This window comes from Streptomyces sp. (genome assembly GCF_031178505.1).
Classification (GTDB): domain Bacteria; phylum Actinomycetota; class Actinomycetes; order Streptomycetales; family Streptomycetaceae; genus Streptomyces; species Streptomyces gulbargensis.
Genome location: NZ_JAPSIW010000085.1, coordinates 1 through 14,657, shown reverse-complemented (window position 1 = coordinate 14,657; position 14,657 = coordinate 1). Strand labels below are relative to the sequence as shown.

9 protein-coding genes and 1 pseudogene are annotated in these 14,657 nt (G+C 73.4%); 3 read left to right on the top strand and 7 right to left on the bottom strand.

Annotated elements, in window-relative coordinates:
* Positions 1-444 precede the first annotated feature (444 nt).
* On the bottom strand, positions 445-1,875 hold the full coding sequence (locus RIF68_RS09330; RefSeq protein ID WP_309050673.1) for a family 2B encapsulin nanocompartment shell protein: 1,431 nt from the start codon (positions 1,873-1,875) through the stop codon (positions 445-447).
* Positions 1,876-2,180: 305 nt separating this feature from the next.
* On the opposite strand from RIF68_RS09330, the gene paaK reads away from it, so the two are divergent.
* Entirely contained in the window at positions 2,181-3,464 is a 1,284-nt protein-coding gene (paaK, locus tag RIF68_RS09325) for a phenylacetate--CoA ligase PaaK (RefSeq protein WP_309050672.1), read from the top strand.
* Between the two features lie 13 nt (positions 3,465-3,477).
* On the opposite strand, the gene RIF68_RS09320 is transcribed toward paaK, so the two are convergent.
* Both RIF68_RS09320 and RIF68_RS09315 read right to left on the bottom strand, forming a co-directional pair.
* The gene (locus tag RIF68_RS09320; RefSeq protein ID WP_309050671.1) at positions 3,478-4,995 is read right to left on the bottom strand and encodes a fatty acyl-CoA synthetase; all 1,518 of its coding nucleotides are present in this window, start codon (positions 4,993-4,995) and stop codon (positions 3,478-3,480) included.
* A gap of 217 nt (positions 4,996-5,212) precedes the next feature.
* Positions 5,213-6,310, bottom strand: coding sequence for an ionic transporter y4hA (locus RIF68_RS09315; RefSeq protein ID WP_309050670.1), 1,098 nt, complete (start codon positions 6,308-6,310; stop codon positions 5,213-5,215).
* A 199-nt stretch (positions 6,311-6,509) separates the two neighbouring features.
* Between RIF68_RS09315 and RIF68_RS09310 the strand changes: the two genes are divergently transcribed.
* Both RIF68_RS09310 and RIF68_RS09305 read left to right on the top strand, forming a co-directional pair.
* Positions 6,510-8,297 carry a serine hydrolase gene (locus RIF68_RS09310; protein WP_309050669.1) on the top strand — a complete coding sequence of 596 codons (1,788 nt, stop codon included), beginning with the start codon at positions 6,510-6,512 and terminating at the stop codon, positions 8,295-8,297.
* Positions 8,298-8,489: 192 nt separating this feature from the next.
* The gene (locus tag RIF68_RS09305; protein ID WP_309050668.1) at positions 8,490-10,502 is read left to right on the top strand and encodes a sialidase family protein; all 2,013 of its coding nucleotides are present in this window, start codon (positions 8,490-8,492) and stop codon (positions 10,500-10,502) included.
* A gap of 13 nt (positions 10,503-10,515) precedes the next feature.
* Here the strand turns inward: RIF68_RS09305 and RIF68_RS09300 are convergent, their stop codons facing one another.
* From RIF68_RS09300 to RIF68_RS09285, 4 genes and pseudogenes are all read right to left on the bottom strand, one after another.
* Complete coding sequence (locus tag RIF68_RS09300) at positions 10,516-11,424, bottom strand: LysR family transcriptional regulator (protein WP_309050667.1); 909 nt, start codon at positions 11,422-11,424, stop codon at positions 10,516-10,518.
* 61 nt (positions 11,425-11,485) lie between these two features.
* Positions 11,486-12,685: a glycine C-acetyltransferase gene (locus RIF68_RS09295; RefSeq protein WP_309050666.1), complete on the bottom strand. Its 1,200-nt coding sequence runs from the start codon at positions 12,683-12,685 to the stop codon at positions 11,486-11,488.
* A 3-nt stretch (positions 12,686-12,688) separates the two neighbouring features.
* Complete coding sequence (gene tdh / locus RIF68_RS09290; protein ID WP_309050674.1) at positions 12,689-13,723, bottom strand: L-threonine 3-dehydrogenase; 1,035 nt, start codon at positions 13,721-13,723, stop codon at positions 12,689-12,691.
* Between the two features lie 166 nt (positions 13,724-13,889).
* Positions 13,890-14,657, bottom strand: a pseudogene (locus tag RIF68_RS09285) (FAD-dependent oxidoreductase); the annotation flags it as partial.

The following is a 14,657-nucleotide window of genomic DNA, read 5'->3' as shown; positions in this document are numbered from 1 at the left end:
ACCGGGTCCTCGTGCAGCAGGCGGGCGAGGAAGGGGTCGAACTCGAGCCCGGTGAGATCGGGAACGGCCCAGAAGTGGACCTGGGGGGTGTCGGCGGTGCCGGGGGCGGTGGTGGTCACGCCCCCGCTCCCCGGGAGGCGGCACAGGTGGGACATGGCGTTCGCTTTCCTTCGGGCAGCCGGGAGGACCCGCCCGTGGGGACCGGAGGCGGGGACCCGGGGCCGGGCGGCCCCGCTGGCTCCAGCCTTGCCCCCGTCCGGGGCCCCTTCCAGCCGAGGGGCGCAAAACCCACCCCAAGGTGTGATATCGGGATGAATCATTCGCCTGGAGGGGCTCCGCCGGAAGCCGGGTCGCGCGGGCCGAAGGGGGACCCGGGGCCCGGCTGGACGTGGTCACAGGTTCCCCGTGGTTCGTGGGGCCGGCGGCGGGTCCGGCCGCCGGATCTCAGGCGCGCGGGCGGACCTCGACGTTCTCCAGGATGCCGACGGCGTCCGGGACGAGGATCGCGGCGGAGTAGTAGGTGGAGACGAGGTAGGAGATGATCGCCTTGTCGTCGATCCCCATGAAGCGGCAGTTCAGCCCGGGTTCGACCTCGTCGGGCAGCCCGGTCTGGTGGAGGCCGATGACGCCCTCGTTGTGCTCGCCGGTACGGACGGCGATGATCGAGGAGCTCTGCCGGTCGGTGACGGGGATCTTGCCGCAGGGCAGGATCGGGACGCCGCGCCAGGCCGGGATGTGGTGGCCGTCGACGTCCACGGAGCTGAGGGCGAGCCCTCGCTTGTTGCACTCCTTGCCGAAGGCGGCGATGGCGCGGGGGTGGGCGAAGAGGTACTGCGTCCCGCGGCGCATGCTCAGCAGGTCGTCGAGGTCGTCCGGGGTGGGCGGGCCGGAGTGCGTCTGGATGCGCTGGTCGTAGTCGGTGTTGTGGAGCAGGCCGAACTCGGGGTTGTTGACGAGTTCGTGCTCCTGGCGCTCACGGAGCTCCTGGATGGTGAGCCGCAGCTGCTGCTCGGTCTGGTTCATCGGCTGGTTGTAGAGGTCCGCGACGCGGGTGTGGACCTTCAGGACGGTCTGGGCGACGCTCAGCTCGTACTCGCGCGGCTTGAGTTCGTAGTCGGCGTACGCGCCCGGCAGCGGCACCTCGCCGACGTGACCGGCGCTCAGCTCGATGGCGGCCTCGCCCGCCCTGTTGACCGGGCGGCGGAAGCCGTTGGTGCCGAGGCCCTGGACGTGGTCGCGGAGGTTCTCGTACTGCTCGGCGACGGCCAGGTAGGCGGTGCGCGGCAGGGCGAGGATGGTGGCCGCCGTGGTCGCGCGGGCGGTGAACTCCCACTTCCCGTCCCCGGCGAGGACCTGGCCGCCGAAGGTGTCGCCGTCGCCGAGGCGGCCGAGGACGGCCTCGTCGCCGTAGGGGCCGGTGCCGATCTTCTCGATCTTTCCGTGGGCGATCAGGTACACGTGGTCGGCCTTCTTGCCGGCGTGCACGATGACCTGGCCCGGCTCGTACTCCTTCTGGACGAAGCGGTCCGCGAGGGCGCCGAGCGCGATGTGGTCGTCGAAGCCGCGCAGCAGCGGGAGTTCGGCCAGTTCGGCGGGGATGACCTCGACCTTGGAACCGCTCTTGACGAAGGTCACACGGCCGTCGCCGACCACGTACGACAGACGGCGGTTGACGCGGTAGACGCCGCCGGGGGTGTGGACCCAGGGCAGGGTGCGCAGCAGCCAGCGGGAGCTGATGCCCTGCATCTGGGGTTCGGACTTGGTGGTCGTCGCGAGGTTGCGCGCGGCGGCGGTGCTGAGGCTGAGCTGGATCTGGCGGATCTCGGCGGCGGGTACGGGGGCCGGGGTGGCCGCCCGCCCGGTGTCGACCGACATGGGGTCTCCGTTCTGGGGCACGAGGGATCACGGAAGCGCGATCGTCACTCTTCGCGTCCAGATGTAACGCACCGCAGTCTCCGCCCTTCGGGTGCGGCGCGTCCGAGCCGTAGCGCCGGACGGCGGCGACCGCCCCTCGCGCGCCCCCCTGCGCTCCGCCGTCCGTGCGGCCGTACGAGCCGGGAAAACTCCTTCCCCCCTCTTGCCAAGCCCCCGGGCCCGCCGGATTTACTGACCGGAAGGATCAACCGAATGATCGGTCGTCCGATATCGGGTCGGGATTCTCCGAGGTGAGGGAGCGGCGCATGACGGATCTGCTGGACAGCGGCGAACGGCTCGGGCGCGCGGAGCTGGAGGCGCTGCAGCGGGAGCGGCTGCGGGCCACGCTGCGGCACGCGTACGAGAACGTGGACTTCTACCGGCGCTCCTTCGACGCGGCGGGGGTCGCCCCGGACGACTGCCGCTCCCTCGCCGACCTGGCCCGCTTCCCCTTCACCGCCAAGACGGACCTGCGGGACAACTACCCCTTCGGCATGTTCGCGGTGGCCCCCGAGCGGATCCGGCGCGTCCACGCCTCCAGCGGCACCACCGGCGCCCCCACCGTCGTCGGCTACACGGACCGCGATCTGGACACCTGGGCGGACGTGGTGGCCCGCTCGCTGCGCGCGGCCGGTGTCCGGCCCGGCCACAAGGTCCACGTGGCCTACGGCTACGGGCTGTTCACCGGCGGCCTGGGGGCGCACTACGGGGCCGAGCGGCTGGGCTGCACGGTGATTCCGGCCTCGGGCGGGATGACGGCCCGGCAGGTGCGGCTGATCCAGGACTTCCGGCCGGAGGTGATCATGGTGACGCCCAGTTACATGCTGACGCTGCTCGACGAGTTCGAACGGCAGGGCGTGGATCCGCGCTCCACGTCGCTGAAGGTGGGTGTGTTCGGGGCGGAGCCGTGGACGGAGGCGATGCGGAAGGAGATCGAGGAGCGGTTCGCCCTCGACGCGGTCGACATCTACGGCCTGTCGGAGGTGATGGGTCCCGGGGTGGCGCAGGAGTGCGTGGAGACCAAGGACGGACTGCACGTCTGGGAGGACCACTTCTACCCGGAGATCGTCGACCCGTTCACGGGCGAGGTGCTGCCCGACGGGGAGGAGGGCGAGCTGGTCCTCACCTCGCTCACCAGGGAGGCCATGCCGGTGATCCGCTACCGCACCCGGGACCTGACCCGGCTGCTGCCGGGCACGGCACGGGTCTTCCGGCGGATGGAGAAGGTCACGGGACGCAGCGACGACATGATCATCCTGCGCGGGGTGAACCTCTTCCCCACCCAGATCGAGGAGATCGTGCTCCGGACCCCGGCCGTGGCCCCCCACTTCCAGCTGCGGCTGACCCGCGAGGGCCGGCTGGACCGGCTGACCGTACGCGTGGAGGCGCGGCCGGACGCCTCGTCCGGGGAGCGCGCGGAGGCGGCCCGCGCGGTCGAGGCGGCCGTGAAGGACGGGATCGGGGTCACGGTCGGGGTCGAGGTGGTCGACCCGGGGACGCTGGAGCGGTCGGTGGGCAAGATCCGGCGGATCGTGGACCTGCGGACCTGAGGCAGCGGGGGACTCAGGGCAGGGCGGTGTCCGCGAAGCGGTCGCGCAGCTCCCGTTTGAGGATCTTGCCGCTCGCGTTGCGGGGCAGCTCGTCCACGAAGAGGATCCGTTTGGGCGCCTTGAAGGGGGCGAGCTTCTCGCGGGCGTGGGTGAGGAGTTCGGCCTCGGTGACCTCGCCGCGCGGGACGACGACGGCCGTGACCGCCTCGATCCACCGCTCGTGGGGCAGTCCGATGACGGCCGTCTCGGCGACGGCCGGGTGGGTGTAGAGGGCGTCCTCGACCTGGCGGGAGGCGACGAGGACCCCGCCGGAGTTGATGACGTCCTTCACCCGGTCGACGATCGTGTAGTAGCCCTCGGCATCCCGTACGGCGAGGTCGCCGGAGTGGAACCAGCCGCCGCGGAACGCCTCCTTCGTCTCCTCGGGCTTGCCCCAGTACCCCGCGCAGAGCTGCGGGGAGCGGTAGACGATCTCCCCCGGGGTGCCGTCGGGCACGTCCGCGCCGTGCTCGTCCACGAGGCGGGCCTCGACGTGCCGGACGGGCCGGCCGCAGGAGTCCATCCGTCCCTCGTGCTCGTCGGGGCCGAGGACCGTGGCGAGGGGCCCGATCTCGGACTGGCCGAAGCAGTTGCGGAAGGCGAGGCCGGGCAGGCGGGCGCGCAGACGTTCCAGGACGGGCACGGGCATGACGGAGGCGCCGTAGTAGGCCTTCCGCAGCGCGGACAGGTCGCGGTCGGCGAACTCCGGGTGGTTGGCGAGGGCGATCCAGACGGTGGGCGGGGCGAAGAGGCTGTCCGCGCGGCCGGCCTCGATCAGGTCGAACAGGACGGCGGGGTCGGGGCCGTCGACGATGGTGTTCTCGGCGCCGACGGCGAGGTACGGCAGCAGGAAGACATGCGTCTGCGCCGAGTGGTAGAGCGGCAGCGCGTGCACCGGCCGGTCGTCCTCGTGCAGGTCGAGGGCCTCGATGGCGCTCGCGTACTCGTGGACGAGGGCGCGGTGGGTCATCATCGCGCCCTTGGGCAGGGCGGTGGTGCCGGAGGTGTAGAGCAGCTGGGCGAGGTCGCGGGCGTCGCGGTCGGTGTCGTACGGCTCCGGGTCGGCGAGCGCGTCGAGAAGGGAATCCGGCGCGTCGCGCAGGGCCTTGACGGGGATGCCCGCGGGGACGCGGCCCGCGAGCGCGGGGTCGGCGAGGACGAGGGAGCTGTCCGACTGCTCCAGGATGTACGCGAGGTCGTCGCCGGTCAGGTGGTGGTTGACCGGCACATGGATCAGGCCGGCGCGGGCGCAGGCGAGGAACGCGATGAGGTACGCGTCGGAGTTGTGGCCGTACGCGGCGACCCGGGCGTACTGCGGCAGGCCGATGCCGTGGTGCGCCTCGCGCAGGACGGCGGCGGCGGTGGTCACGGCCGCGTCCAGCTCGGCGTAGGTCCACGCGCGGTCGGCGTACCGGACGGCGATGCGGTCGGGGACGCGCTGGGCGCTCATGCGCAGGACGCCGTCGACGGTCCGGCTGAGGAGTCGATCCATGCGGTGATCCTGGGCGGGGCCCGGCGGGAGGTCAAGTACCCGCGGGCGGGGACGCGGTGGACGGGCCCGGGCCGGGCGCCGGACGGGACGGTGGCGAGCGGGTGCGGGCGCCGCCCGCACGGACCGGCCGTCGGAGCATCACTCCGCGGGGCGGCATCCCGCGCTCGTCCTCGCCGGGCGTGACGGCGTCAGGGACCGAGCGGCCGGAGCGGAGAGGTCAGGGGCTGAAGGAGAGGAAGACGAAGGCGGCGAAGATCGCGAGGTGGACGCCGCCCTGGAGCAGCGTGGCCCGTCCGGGCACCACGGTCAGGGCGCTCACCGCCCCGGTGAGGACCAGCAGCACCAGGTGGAGCGGTCCGAGCCCGAGCACGAGGGGCCCGGACAGCCAGATCGAGGCGAGCGCGATCGCCGGGATGGTCAGGCCGATGCTGGCGATCGCGGAGCCGTAGGCGAGGTTGAGGCTGGTCTGGAAGCGGTCGCGGCGGGCGGCGCGGACGGCGGCGAGGGTCTCGGGGAGGAGGACCATCAGGGCGATGACGACACCGACGACGGCCTTGGGCAGGCCGGCGGACTGGACGCCGTCCTCGATGGTGGGCGAGATCAGCTTGGCGTTGCCGACGACGGCGACGAGGGCGAGCAGGAGCAGGCCGACGCTGGCCCAGGTCTCGCGGGTGCCCGGCGGGGCGGCGTGGTCGTCGCCGGAGTCGTGGCCGGGGCGGGGGACGGGGAGGAAGTAGTCGCGGTGCCGGACGGTCTGGACGCCGACGAACACCCCGTACAGGCAGAGGGAGGCGACCGCGGCGAAGGCCAGCTGCGGGCCGGAGAACTCGGGGCCGGAGTGGCTGGTGGTGAAGGCGGGGAGGACCAGCGTCATGGTCGCCAGGGTGCAGACGGTGGCGAGCGCGCCGCCGGAGCCCTCGGCGTTGAAGACGGCGACCCGGTTGCGCAGGGCGGCGACGAGGAGGGAGAGACCGACGATGCCGTTGCACGTGATCATGACGGCGGCGAAGACGGTGTCGCGGGCGTAGGTGGAGGTCTTCTCGCCGCCCCCGGCCATCAGGGTGACGATGAGCCCCACCTCGATGACGGTGACGGCCACGGCGAGGACGAGCGAACCGAAGGGCTCTCCGACGCGGTGGGCGACGACCTCGGCGTGGTGGACCGCGGAGAGGACGGCGGCGATCAGGCAGACGGCGACGAGTCCGACGGCGAGGCCCGGTAGGTCCCGCCCCCAGGCGAGGCCGAGGGCAAGCGCGGCCACCACCGGCCCCCAGGTCGTCCACTGCCGGGTCAGCGCCGTCGTACTCGAACTCATGATCCGCATCTTGCCATATACGGCTTTTCGCCGGTTCGTTCCACGGCAGGCCGCGCCGGGCCGAGCCGGTGCCGACGGTCCGTCAGATTCTGGGGTGTGCCGCGTCCTTCCCCGCCCGGGCCCGCTCCGGTAGAAAGTTTCAGATCTTCCCTGAGTGGCCGGAGTTTTCTTTCAACTGGGCAGTGGGAGAGGGTGGACGATGACGGAGGAGTCCAGGACAGGCCGGGGCCCGAGCCGCCGCGCCTTCGGCGGCGGGGTGCTCGCCCTGGGAGGTGCGCTGATGATCGGTGCGATTCCGGGGGCCGCGGCCGCCCCCGGACCGGGGCCCGGCGCGGCCCGGCGGACCACCCTGCGGCACGGCGGCGCCGAGCGTGCCGGTCTCCTGCGGGAGCACCTGGACCGGCTCGTCGCCGACGCCGAATCCTTCCTGCGGCCTTCACCCCGGCGTCCCTGGTACGCGGGGGCCGTACTGCTCGCCGGACGGGGCGGGACCGTGGCCCTCCACCGGCCCCTCGGGAAGGCCCTGCGGTACGCGCGCTACGACGAGACGACGGACACCGGGGTGGAACTGCCCCCGGAGGAACAGATCCCGATGACCGCGGAGACCGTCTTCGACCTGGCCTCGGTCTCCAAGCTGTTCACCTCGATCCTGGCGGTGCAGCAGATCGAGCGCGGGGCGCTGCGCCTGGAGGAACGGGTCACCGCGTACCTGCCGGAGTTCGGCGGCGGCGGGAAGCAGGACGTCACGGTACGTCAGCTGCTGACGCACACCTCGGGGTTCCGGGCGTGGCTGCCGCTCCACAAGGAACCCACACGCGAGGGGCGGCTGCGGCTCCTGTGGCAGGAGGTTCCGGCCCACCCGCCGGGTTCCGCGTACCTCTACTCCGACCTCAACCTGATCACGCTCCAGCTCGTCCTGGAGGAGATCACCGGTCGCGGCCTGGACGCGCTGCTCCACGACGAGATCACCGGACCGCTCGGCATGCGCCGCACGCGTTTCAACCCTCCGCCCTCCTGGCGGCCGGGGATCGCCGCCACCGAGGACGCCCGGCGTCCCTGGTCCGGGCTCGACCGGGGCCTGGTGTGGGGCGAGGTCCACGACGAGAACGCCTACGCCTTCGGCGGGATCGCCGGCCACGCGGGCGTCTTCTCCGACGCCTGGGACCTCGCCGTCCTGGCCCGTACCCTGCTCAACGGCGGGGCGTACGGCAGGGCCCGCATCCTCTCCCCCGCCTCGGTGGAGCTGATGTTCACCGACTTCAACACCGCCTTCCCCGGCGACGAGCACGGGCTCGGCTTCGAACTCCACCAGCACTGGTACATGGGCGCCATGGCGACGCCCCGCACGGCCGGGCACACCGGTTTCACCGGGACGAGCCTCGTCCTGGACCCGACCACCGACGCCTTCCTGATCGTGCTGGGCAACTCCGTGCACCCGGTGCGGTCCTGGCGCTCGGGTTCCGCCCCGCGCGTCGCCGCCGCGAACGCCCTGGCCCGGGCGGTCCCGGTGCGCCCCGCCCGGGGCCGTACCGCCTGGTTCTCCGGCATGCGCGGGCCCGCGACCGCGCTCCTCACCCTCCCGCCGGTGCCCGGCGGGACCCGGCTCGCGTGCGCCCTGTGGTGGGACACCGAGCCGGGGGCCGACCGGGCGGTCCCGGAGGCCTCGGCGGACGGCGGGGCGACCTGGACACCGGTGCCCTTCACCGCGGTGCGGGCCGGGGAGCCGCCGCGCCCGTACCCCTCGGGCACGGTGAGCGGCTGGTCGGGACGGGTCTGGTACGACGTGACCGCCGACCTCCCGGACGGGGCGCCCGGCCCCCTCCGGCTCCGCTGGCGGTACACGACGGACCGGCTGTACGTGGGCCGGGGTGTGTACGTGGACGGGCTGCGGGTCCTGGACGCCTCGGGCCGCCCCCTCTTCGACGAGGCCCGCCCGGCCGACGGTGCGCGGATCGAGACGGACGGCTGGACGCGCTCGGCCGACTGACGGGCCGGCAGGCGGCGACCGGGGCGGGCGGTTCCGGTGGAACCGGCGCTCCCCGGCAGGTCCCGCCGGGTCGAAGGAGCGGGGCGCACTACGATGCGCGGGACTGCCGGCACCCGCCGGTTCCCGCGGGGTGCCCCGCGCCCTCCGCCCCGCCCTCCGTCGCCTCCGTCCGCGTCCCGAGGTGTGCCCCGCATGCTGTCCTTCCTCCCGTGGCGCCCGCGTGGCGGGCGCCGCTCCGCACCGTCCGTCCCGCCGTACGCGCTCGCCCTGACGCTCCTGGCCGCCGCCCTGGTGCCGGTGGTGACACCACCGGCACCGGCGGTGGCCGTCACCGCGCCCCCGACGGTCACGCCCACGACGTCCACCACCCCCTTCAAGGCGCGCGAGCACTACTTCTGCACGCGGGTCCCGGCGCTCGTCACGACACCGGCCGGGGTCCTCCTTGCGTTCGCCGAGGGCCGGGACCGGGACCCGGCGACCGGCTGCCACGACGTCGGTGACACCGACCTCGTCCTCAAGCGGTCCCTGGACGGCGGGAGGACCTGGGACGCGGAGCCCACGATCGTCGTGGGGGCCGGTGACGAACTGGCCCACGGCAATCCGGCACCGGTCGTGGACGCGGTGACCGGCCGGATCACCCTGCTCCACTCCAGCAGCGACTGGAACCGCGACCGGGCCGCGCCGCGGCGCGCCGGTTTCGACCGCACGGTGTACGCCGTCCACAGCATGGACGGCGGTCTGACCTGGGGACCCGCCACGCACCAGCCGCAGCTCGACCGCCCCCACTGGTCCTGGGTCTCGACCGGCCCCGGCCACGGCATCCAGCTGGCCCGGGGGAAGCACCGCGGCCGACTGGTGGTGGCCGGTGACCATCACGGCGGCGGGAAGGCCGGCGGCCAGCTCCACCTGAGCGACGACGGCGGGCTCACCTGGGCGCTCGGCGCCGTCTCCGACGTGGCCGACACCGGCTCGTACCCCGGCGAACCGGCGATCGCCGAGACCACCGACGGGAACATCCTCGTCAACGCCCGCAACTCGGAGCCCACCCGCTGCCTGACGGACGCTCACCGGCTGGGCACCACCGCCACCGGCGGAGGAGCCGCCTTCGCGGCGCCCTTCGCGCCGGTGGCGGACCTGGACACCTCCCCGGTCTTCGGCTCGCTGCTGCGGCTGCACGCCCGGGACCTCGACGGCAGACCCGACCGGCTGCTGTTCTCCGCCGGTTCCCGGCTCGGCCCCCACACCCTGGAGGACCGCCGCGAGCTCGCCGTCCGTTCCTCCACCGACGAGGGGAGGACCTGGCAGACCGCGGGCACCCTGGTCTCGCCGGCCCGTACGGGCTACTCGGATCTCACGCTCCTCAAGGACGGCTCCCTCGGTGTCCTGTACGAGACCGGCGCGCACATCCCGCACGGCAGCGTCGTCCACACCTCCTTCTCCGAGGAGGCCATGGACGAGGCACGGACCGAGCTGCGCCTTCCGCGCACCTTCGACACCCGCGAGCGGCCCCCCGGTGAACGCCCCCACCACGCGCTCGTCCACGGCGGGGCCCGGCTGGGGACACGCCTGGGCGGGCGGGCCCTGGAATTCGACGGACGCGACGACCACCTGCGGGTCGTCTGCTCACCGCCCCTGCGGGTCGACGGGCCCGGCCGGGCCGGGGACTTCACCGTCACGGCCTGGTTCCGGCACACGGCCGGCACGGGCACCCTTCCGATCGTGTGGGCGTACGGCGCGCCGGTCCCCGGGGCGGCGCGGACGGTCCGGCACTTCTCGGTCCGGGCCGAACCCGGGGCCGGTGTGCTGCGCGCCACGGCCGGGACGGACGCCGGCACGACGGAGGTGACGCTCCCCTCCGCGTACGGCGACGGCGCCTGGCACCATGTGGTGCTCACCCGGCGGGGCCTCACCCTGGGGCTCGCGGTGGACGGCGGTGCTCCGGCCGCGGCCGTGATGCCGACGGGTCCGGAGCCGGACGACACCTGGGTGACGCCCGCCGGGCAGTTCAGCCTCCACATCGGCGCCCGGCCGGACTTCCCCGACCGGCCGCCGGGGATCACGGAGCTGTTCCGGGGCGCCCTCGACGACGTCCGTCTCTTCGGTCGGGCGCTGAGCCCGCAGGAGGCGGCGCGGGTCAGGGCCGGCTCCCTGGACGTGGCCGTGACCGAGGAGCGCCTGCGACTCGGCTTCTCCACGATCCGGTAGCGGGCGGGCGGGTTCAGTCCCGGGGGGCCGCCGCCCGCTCCAGCGCCGCCAGGACCGGGCTGATCAGCGGGTGGTCCTCGGCCCCCCGGCGGACCGCGGCGAAGACGCGCCGCGTGGGGGCGACGCCGTCCACCGGCCGGATGTCGACGTCCGTGAGGTCCATGCCGCGCAGGGCCGAGCGCGGCACGAGCGCCACGCCGGCCGCCGCCGCGGCGAGCGCGACGACCGCCCGGAAGTCGTCCGAGACATGGTCGAAGCGCGGGGCGAAACCGGCGTACTCGCAGGCGAGGACGGTCACGTCGTGGCAGGGGTTGCCGGTCGACTGGCCGATCCAGGGGTCCCCGGCGAGGTCGGCGAGCGCCACCCGCTCACCGCCCGCGAGCCGGTGGCCGGGTGGCAGGACCGCGTCGAAGGGCTCGGCGTAGAGCGGGACCCGGGTGAGCCGGTCGCCGCCCTCACCGGGGGCGCCCCGGTACTCGACGGCGACCGCCACGTCGACCTGCCGGTCGAGGACCATGAGCAGGCTCTCGTCGCCTTCGGCGTCCCGTACCCGGACCCGGATGCCGGGCGAGGTGCGGGCGAGCGCCGCGATGGCCGGGGCCACGACGAGTCCGATGCCGGTGGCGAAGGCCGCCACCGTGACGGTGCCGGCCTCGCCGGAGCCGTACGCCGCGAGTTCGGCCTCGGCGCGTTCCAGCTGGGCGAGGACGGCATGGGCGTGTCCGAGCAGGATCTCGCCCGCCGGGGTCAGCCGGGCGCCGCGGGCGCTGCGGTCGACGAGCCGGTGTCCGGTCTCCTGCTCCAGGGCGGCGAGCTGCTGGGAGACGGCGGAGGGGGTGAGGTAGAGCGCGGCGGCCGCCGCCGTGACCGTGCGGTGGTCGGCCACCGCGCGGAGGATGTGCAACCGCCGTGCTTCGATCATGCCCCTAGTCTCGCAGGCCGCGCGGCCTGCTTCTTTCCCTCCGCCGGTCCCCCGGCGGCCGTCAGCCGCGCAGGGCGGCGCGGGCGGCGACGAAGGCGTCCACGGCCCGGTTCACGTCCTCGGTGGAGTGGGCGGCGGAGAGCTGGACGCGGATGCGGGCCCGGCCCTGCGGCACGACCGGGTAGGAGAAGCCGATCACGTACACACCGCGCTCCAGGAGCAGCTCGGCCATGCGGCCGGCCTCGGCGGCGTCGCCGATCATGACGGGGGCGATGGCGTGGTCGCCGGGGAGGATGTCGAAGCCCTCCTCGGTCATGCGGGAGCGGAACAGGGCGGTGTTGGCGTTCAGCCGCTCGCGCAGGTCGCCGGCGGACTCCAGGAGGTCGAGGACCTTGAGGGAGGCGGCGGCGATGACCGGGGCGAGGGTGTTGGAGAAGAGGTACGGGCGGGAGCGCTGGCGCAGCAGGGCGACGATCTCGGCACGGGCGGCGACGTAACCGCCGGAGGCGCCGCCGAGGGCCTTGCCGAGGGTGCCGGTGATGATGTCGACGCGGTCCATGACGCCGTGCAGCTCGGGGGTGCCGCGGCCGCCGGGGCCGACGAAGCCGACGGCGTGCGAGTCGTCGACCATGACCATGGCGTCGTGGCGCTCGGCCAGGTCGCAGATCTCGTCGAGCGGGGCGACGTACCCGTCCATGGAGAAGACGCCGTCGGTGACGATCAGCTTGCGGCGGGCGCCGCCCTCGGTGGCCTCCTTGAGGCGCTGCTCCAGCTCGGCCATGTCGCGGTTGGCGTAGCGGAAGCGGCGGGCCTTGGAGAGGCGGATGCCGTCGATGATCGAGGCGTGGTTGAGGGCGTCGGAGATGACGGCGTCCTCGGGGCCGAGGAGGGTCTCGAACACGCCGCCGTTGGCGTCGAAGCAGGAGGAGTAGAGGATCGTGTCCTCCTGGCCGAGGAAGGCCGAGAGGCGGGCCTCGAGCTCCTTGTGGACCTCCTGGGTGCCGCAGATGAAGCGGACGGAGGCCATGCCGTAGCCCCAGCGGTCGAGCGCCTCGTGGGCGGCGGCGATCACCTCGGGGTGGTCGGCGAGGCCGAGGTAGTTGTTGGCGCAGAAGTTCAGGACCTCGCCGGGGCGGCCGCCGGCCGTGACCGCGACGGTCGCGGACTGGGGGGTGCCGATGACCCGCTCGGGCTTGTGGAGTCCGGCCTGCTCGATCTCTTCGAGGGTGGCGCGGATGGAGTCGCGTACGGAATCGAACATGGGTCAGGCTCCCGCATTCCAGTCGAGGATGATCTTGCCGCTGCGGCCGGAGGCGGCGTCGTCGAAGGCCGCGTCGAAGTCGGTGTAGGAGTAACGGCCGGTGATGACCGGGGCGAGGTCGAGGCCGCCCTCCAGGAGGACCGACATCGCGTACCAGGTCTCGAACATCTCGCGGCCGTAGATGCCCTTGATCGTGATCATGGAGGTGACGATCTTGGCCCAGTCGACGGCGAAGTCCTCGCTCGGCAGGCCGAGCATGGCGATCCTGCCGCCGTTGGTCATGTTGGCGACCATGTCGCGCATCGCGTGCGGGTTCCCGGACATCTCCAGGCCGACGTCGAAGCCCTCCTTGAGGCCGAGGGTGCGCTGCCCCTCGGCGATGGACCGCTCGGCGACGTTGAGGGCGAGGGTGACGCCGGTCTTGCGGGCCAGGTCGAGGCGCTCCTCGCTGACGTCGGTGATGACGACGTTGCGGGCGCCGGCGTGCTTGGCGACGGCGGCGGCCATGATGCCGATGGGGCCGGCGCCGGTGACCAGGACGTCCTCGCCGACCAGCGGGAAGGAGAGGGCCGTGTGCACGGCGTTGCCGAAGGGGTCGAAGATCGCGGCGACGTCGAGGTCCACCGGGACGCGGTGCACCCACACGTTGGAGGCGGGCAGGGCCACGTACTCGGCGAAGGCGCCGTCGCGGCCGACGCCGAGGCCGACGGTGGCGCGGCAGAGGTGGCGGCGGCCGGCGAGGCAGTTGCGGCACTTGCCGCAGACGAGGTGGCCCTCGCCGCTGACCAGGTCGCCCACGGCGACGTCGGTGACGTCACGGCCGACGGAGACGACCTCGCCGACGAACTCGTGGCCGATCGTCAGCGGGGTGTCGATCGTCTTCTGCGCCCAGCCGTCCCAGGAGCGGATGTGGAGGTCGGTGCCGCAGATGCCGGTCCGCTTGACCTTGATCAGGACGTCCGAGGGGCCTGTCTCCGGCTCGGGAACGTCCGTGAGCCAGAGTCCCGGCTCCGCCTTCAGCTTGACCAGTGCCTTCAATGCCACGGCTCCCGACGTGTGTGTCCTGTGATGTGCGGGGCGGGCACGGCAGCGCACCCTTGATCCCTGGAGGAAATCTTCCTCACCCGGGGCCGCGGGTCCATCGAGGTTTTCTTAAGCGCGCTCGCAGATCAGCTTCACGCCCCCGGTGGGAGGGGTGCGGGCGTCAACGTCCGAGGACCGCCATCGCCGCGTTGTGGCCGGGGATGCCGCTCACTCCGCCACCCCGGACGGCGCCCGCCCCGCAGAGCAGGACGTTGGCGTGGCCGGTCCCGACGCCCCAGCGGCCGGCGCCCTCCCGCGCGTACGGGAAGGAGAGGTCGCGGTGGAAGATGTGGCCGCCGGGGAGACGGAGTTCGCGTTCGAGGTCCAGGGGCGTTTTCGCCTCGACGCACGGCCGGCCGTCGGCGTCGCGCGCGAGGCAGTCGGCGATCGGTTCGTCCAGGTGGGCGTCGAGCTGGTCGAGCGTCGCCGCGAGGAAGGCGGCGCGGGCCGCGTCGTGGTCGGTGGCGAACAGCCGGGCGGGGGTGTGGAGTCCGAAGAGGGTGAGGGTGTGGTGACCGCGGGAGGCCAGGTCCGGGGCGAGGATCGTGGGATCGGTCAGGGAGTGGCAGTAGATCTCGGACGGCGGGACGGTGGGCAGGCGGCCGGCGGAGGCCTCGGCGTGGGCGGTGGCGAGCTGCTCGTACCCCTCGGCGACATGGAAGGTGCCGGCGAAGGCCTCGCGCGGGTCGACGGAGCGGTCGCGGAGCCGGGGCAGGCGGGTGAGCAGCATGTTGACCTTGAACTGGGCGCCTTCCGGGGGCGACGGGGGCGTCTCGCCGAGGAGTTCGGCGAGGTGCCGCGGTGAGGCGTTGACCAGGACGTGGCCGGCGGCCGTGGTGGCCTCGGTGCCGTCCGGGGTGCGGTACGTGACCTCGGCGCGGCGGCCGTC

Bases quoted from the DNA above. Each gene is read 5' to 3' on its own strand.
- RIF68_RS09330 (WP_309050673.1), bottom strand. From the start codon at position 1,875: ATGTCGGTCGACACCGGGCGGGCGGCCACCCCGGCCCCCGTACCCGCC.
- paaK (WP_309050672.1), top strand. From the start codon at position 2,181: ATGACGGATCTGCTGGACAGCGGCGAACGGCTCGGGCGCGCGGAGCTG.
- RIF68_RS09320 (WP_309050671.1), bottom strand. From the start codon at position 4,995: ATGGATCGACTCCTCAGCCGGACCGTCGACGGCGTCCTGCGCATGAGC.
- RIF68_RS09315 (WP_309050670.1), bottom strand. From the start codon at position 6,310: ATGAGTTCGAGTACGACGGCGCTGACCCGGCAGTGGACGACCTGGGGG.
- RIF68_RS09310 (WP_309050669.1), top strand. From the start codon at position 6,510: ATGACGGAGGAGTCCAGGACAGGCCGGGGCCCGAGCCGCCGCGCCTTC.
- RIF68_RS09305 (WP_309050668.1), top strand. From the start codon at position 8,490: ATGCTGTCCTTCCTCCCGTGGCGCCCGCGTGGCGGGCGCCGCTCCGCA.
- RIF68_RS09300 (WP_309050667.1), bottom strand. From the start codon at position 11,424: ATGATCGAAGCACGGCGGTTGCACATCCTCCGCGCGGTGGCCGACCAC.
- RIF68_RS09295 (WP_309050666.1), bottom strand. From the start codon at position 12,685: ATGTTCGATTCCGTACGCGACTCCATCCGCGCCACCCTCGAAGAGATC.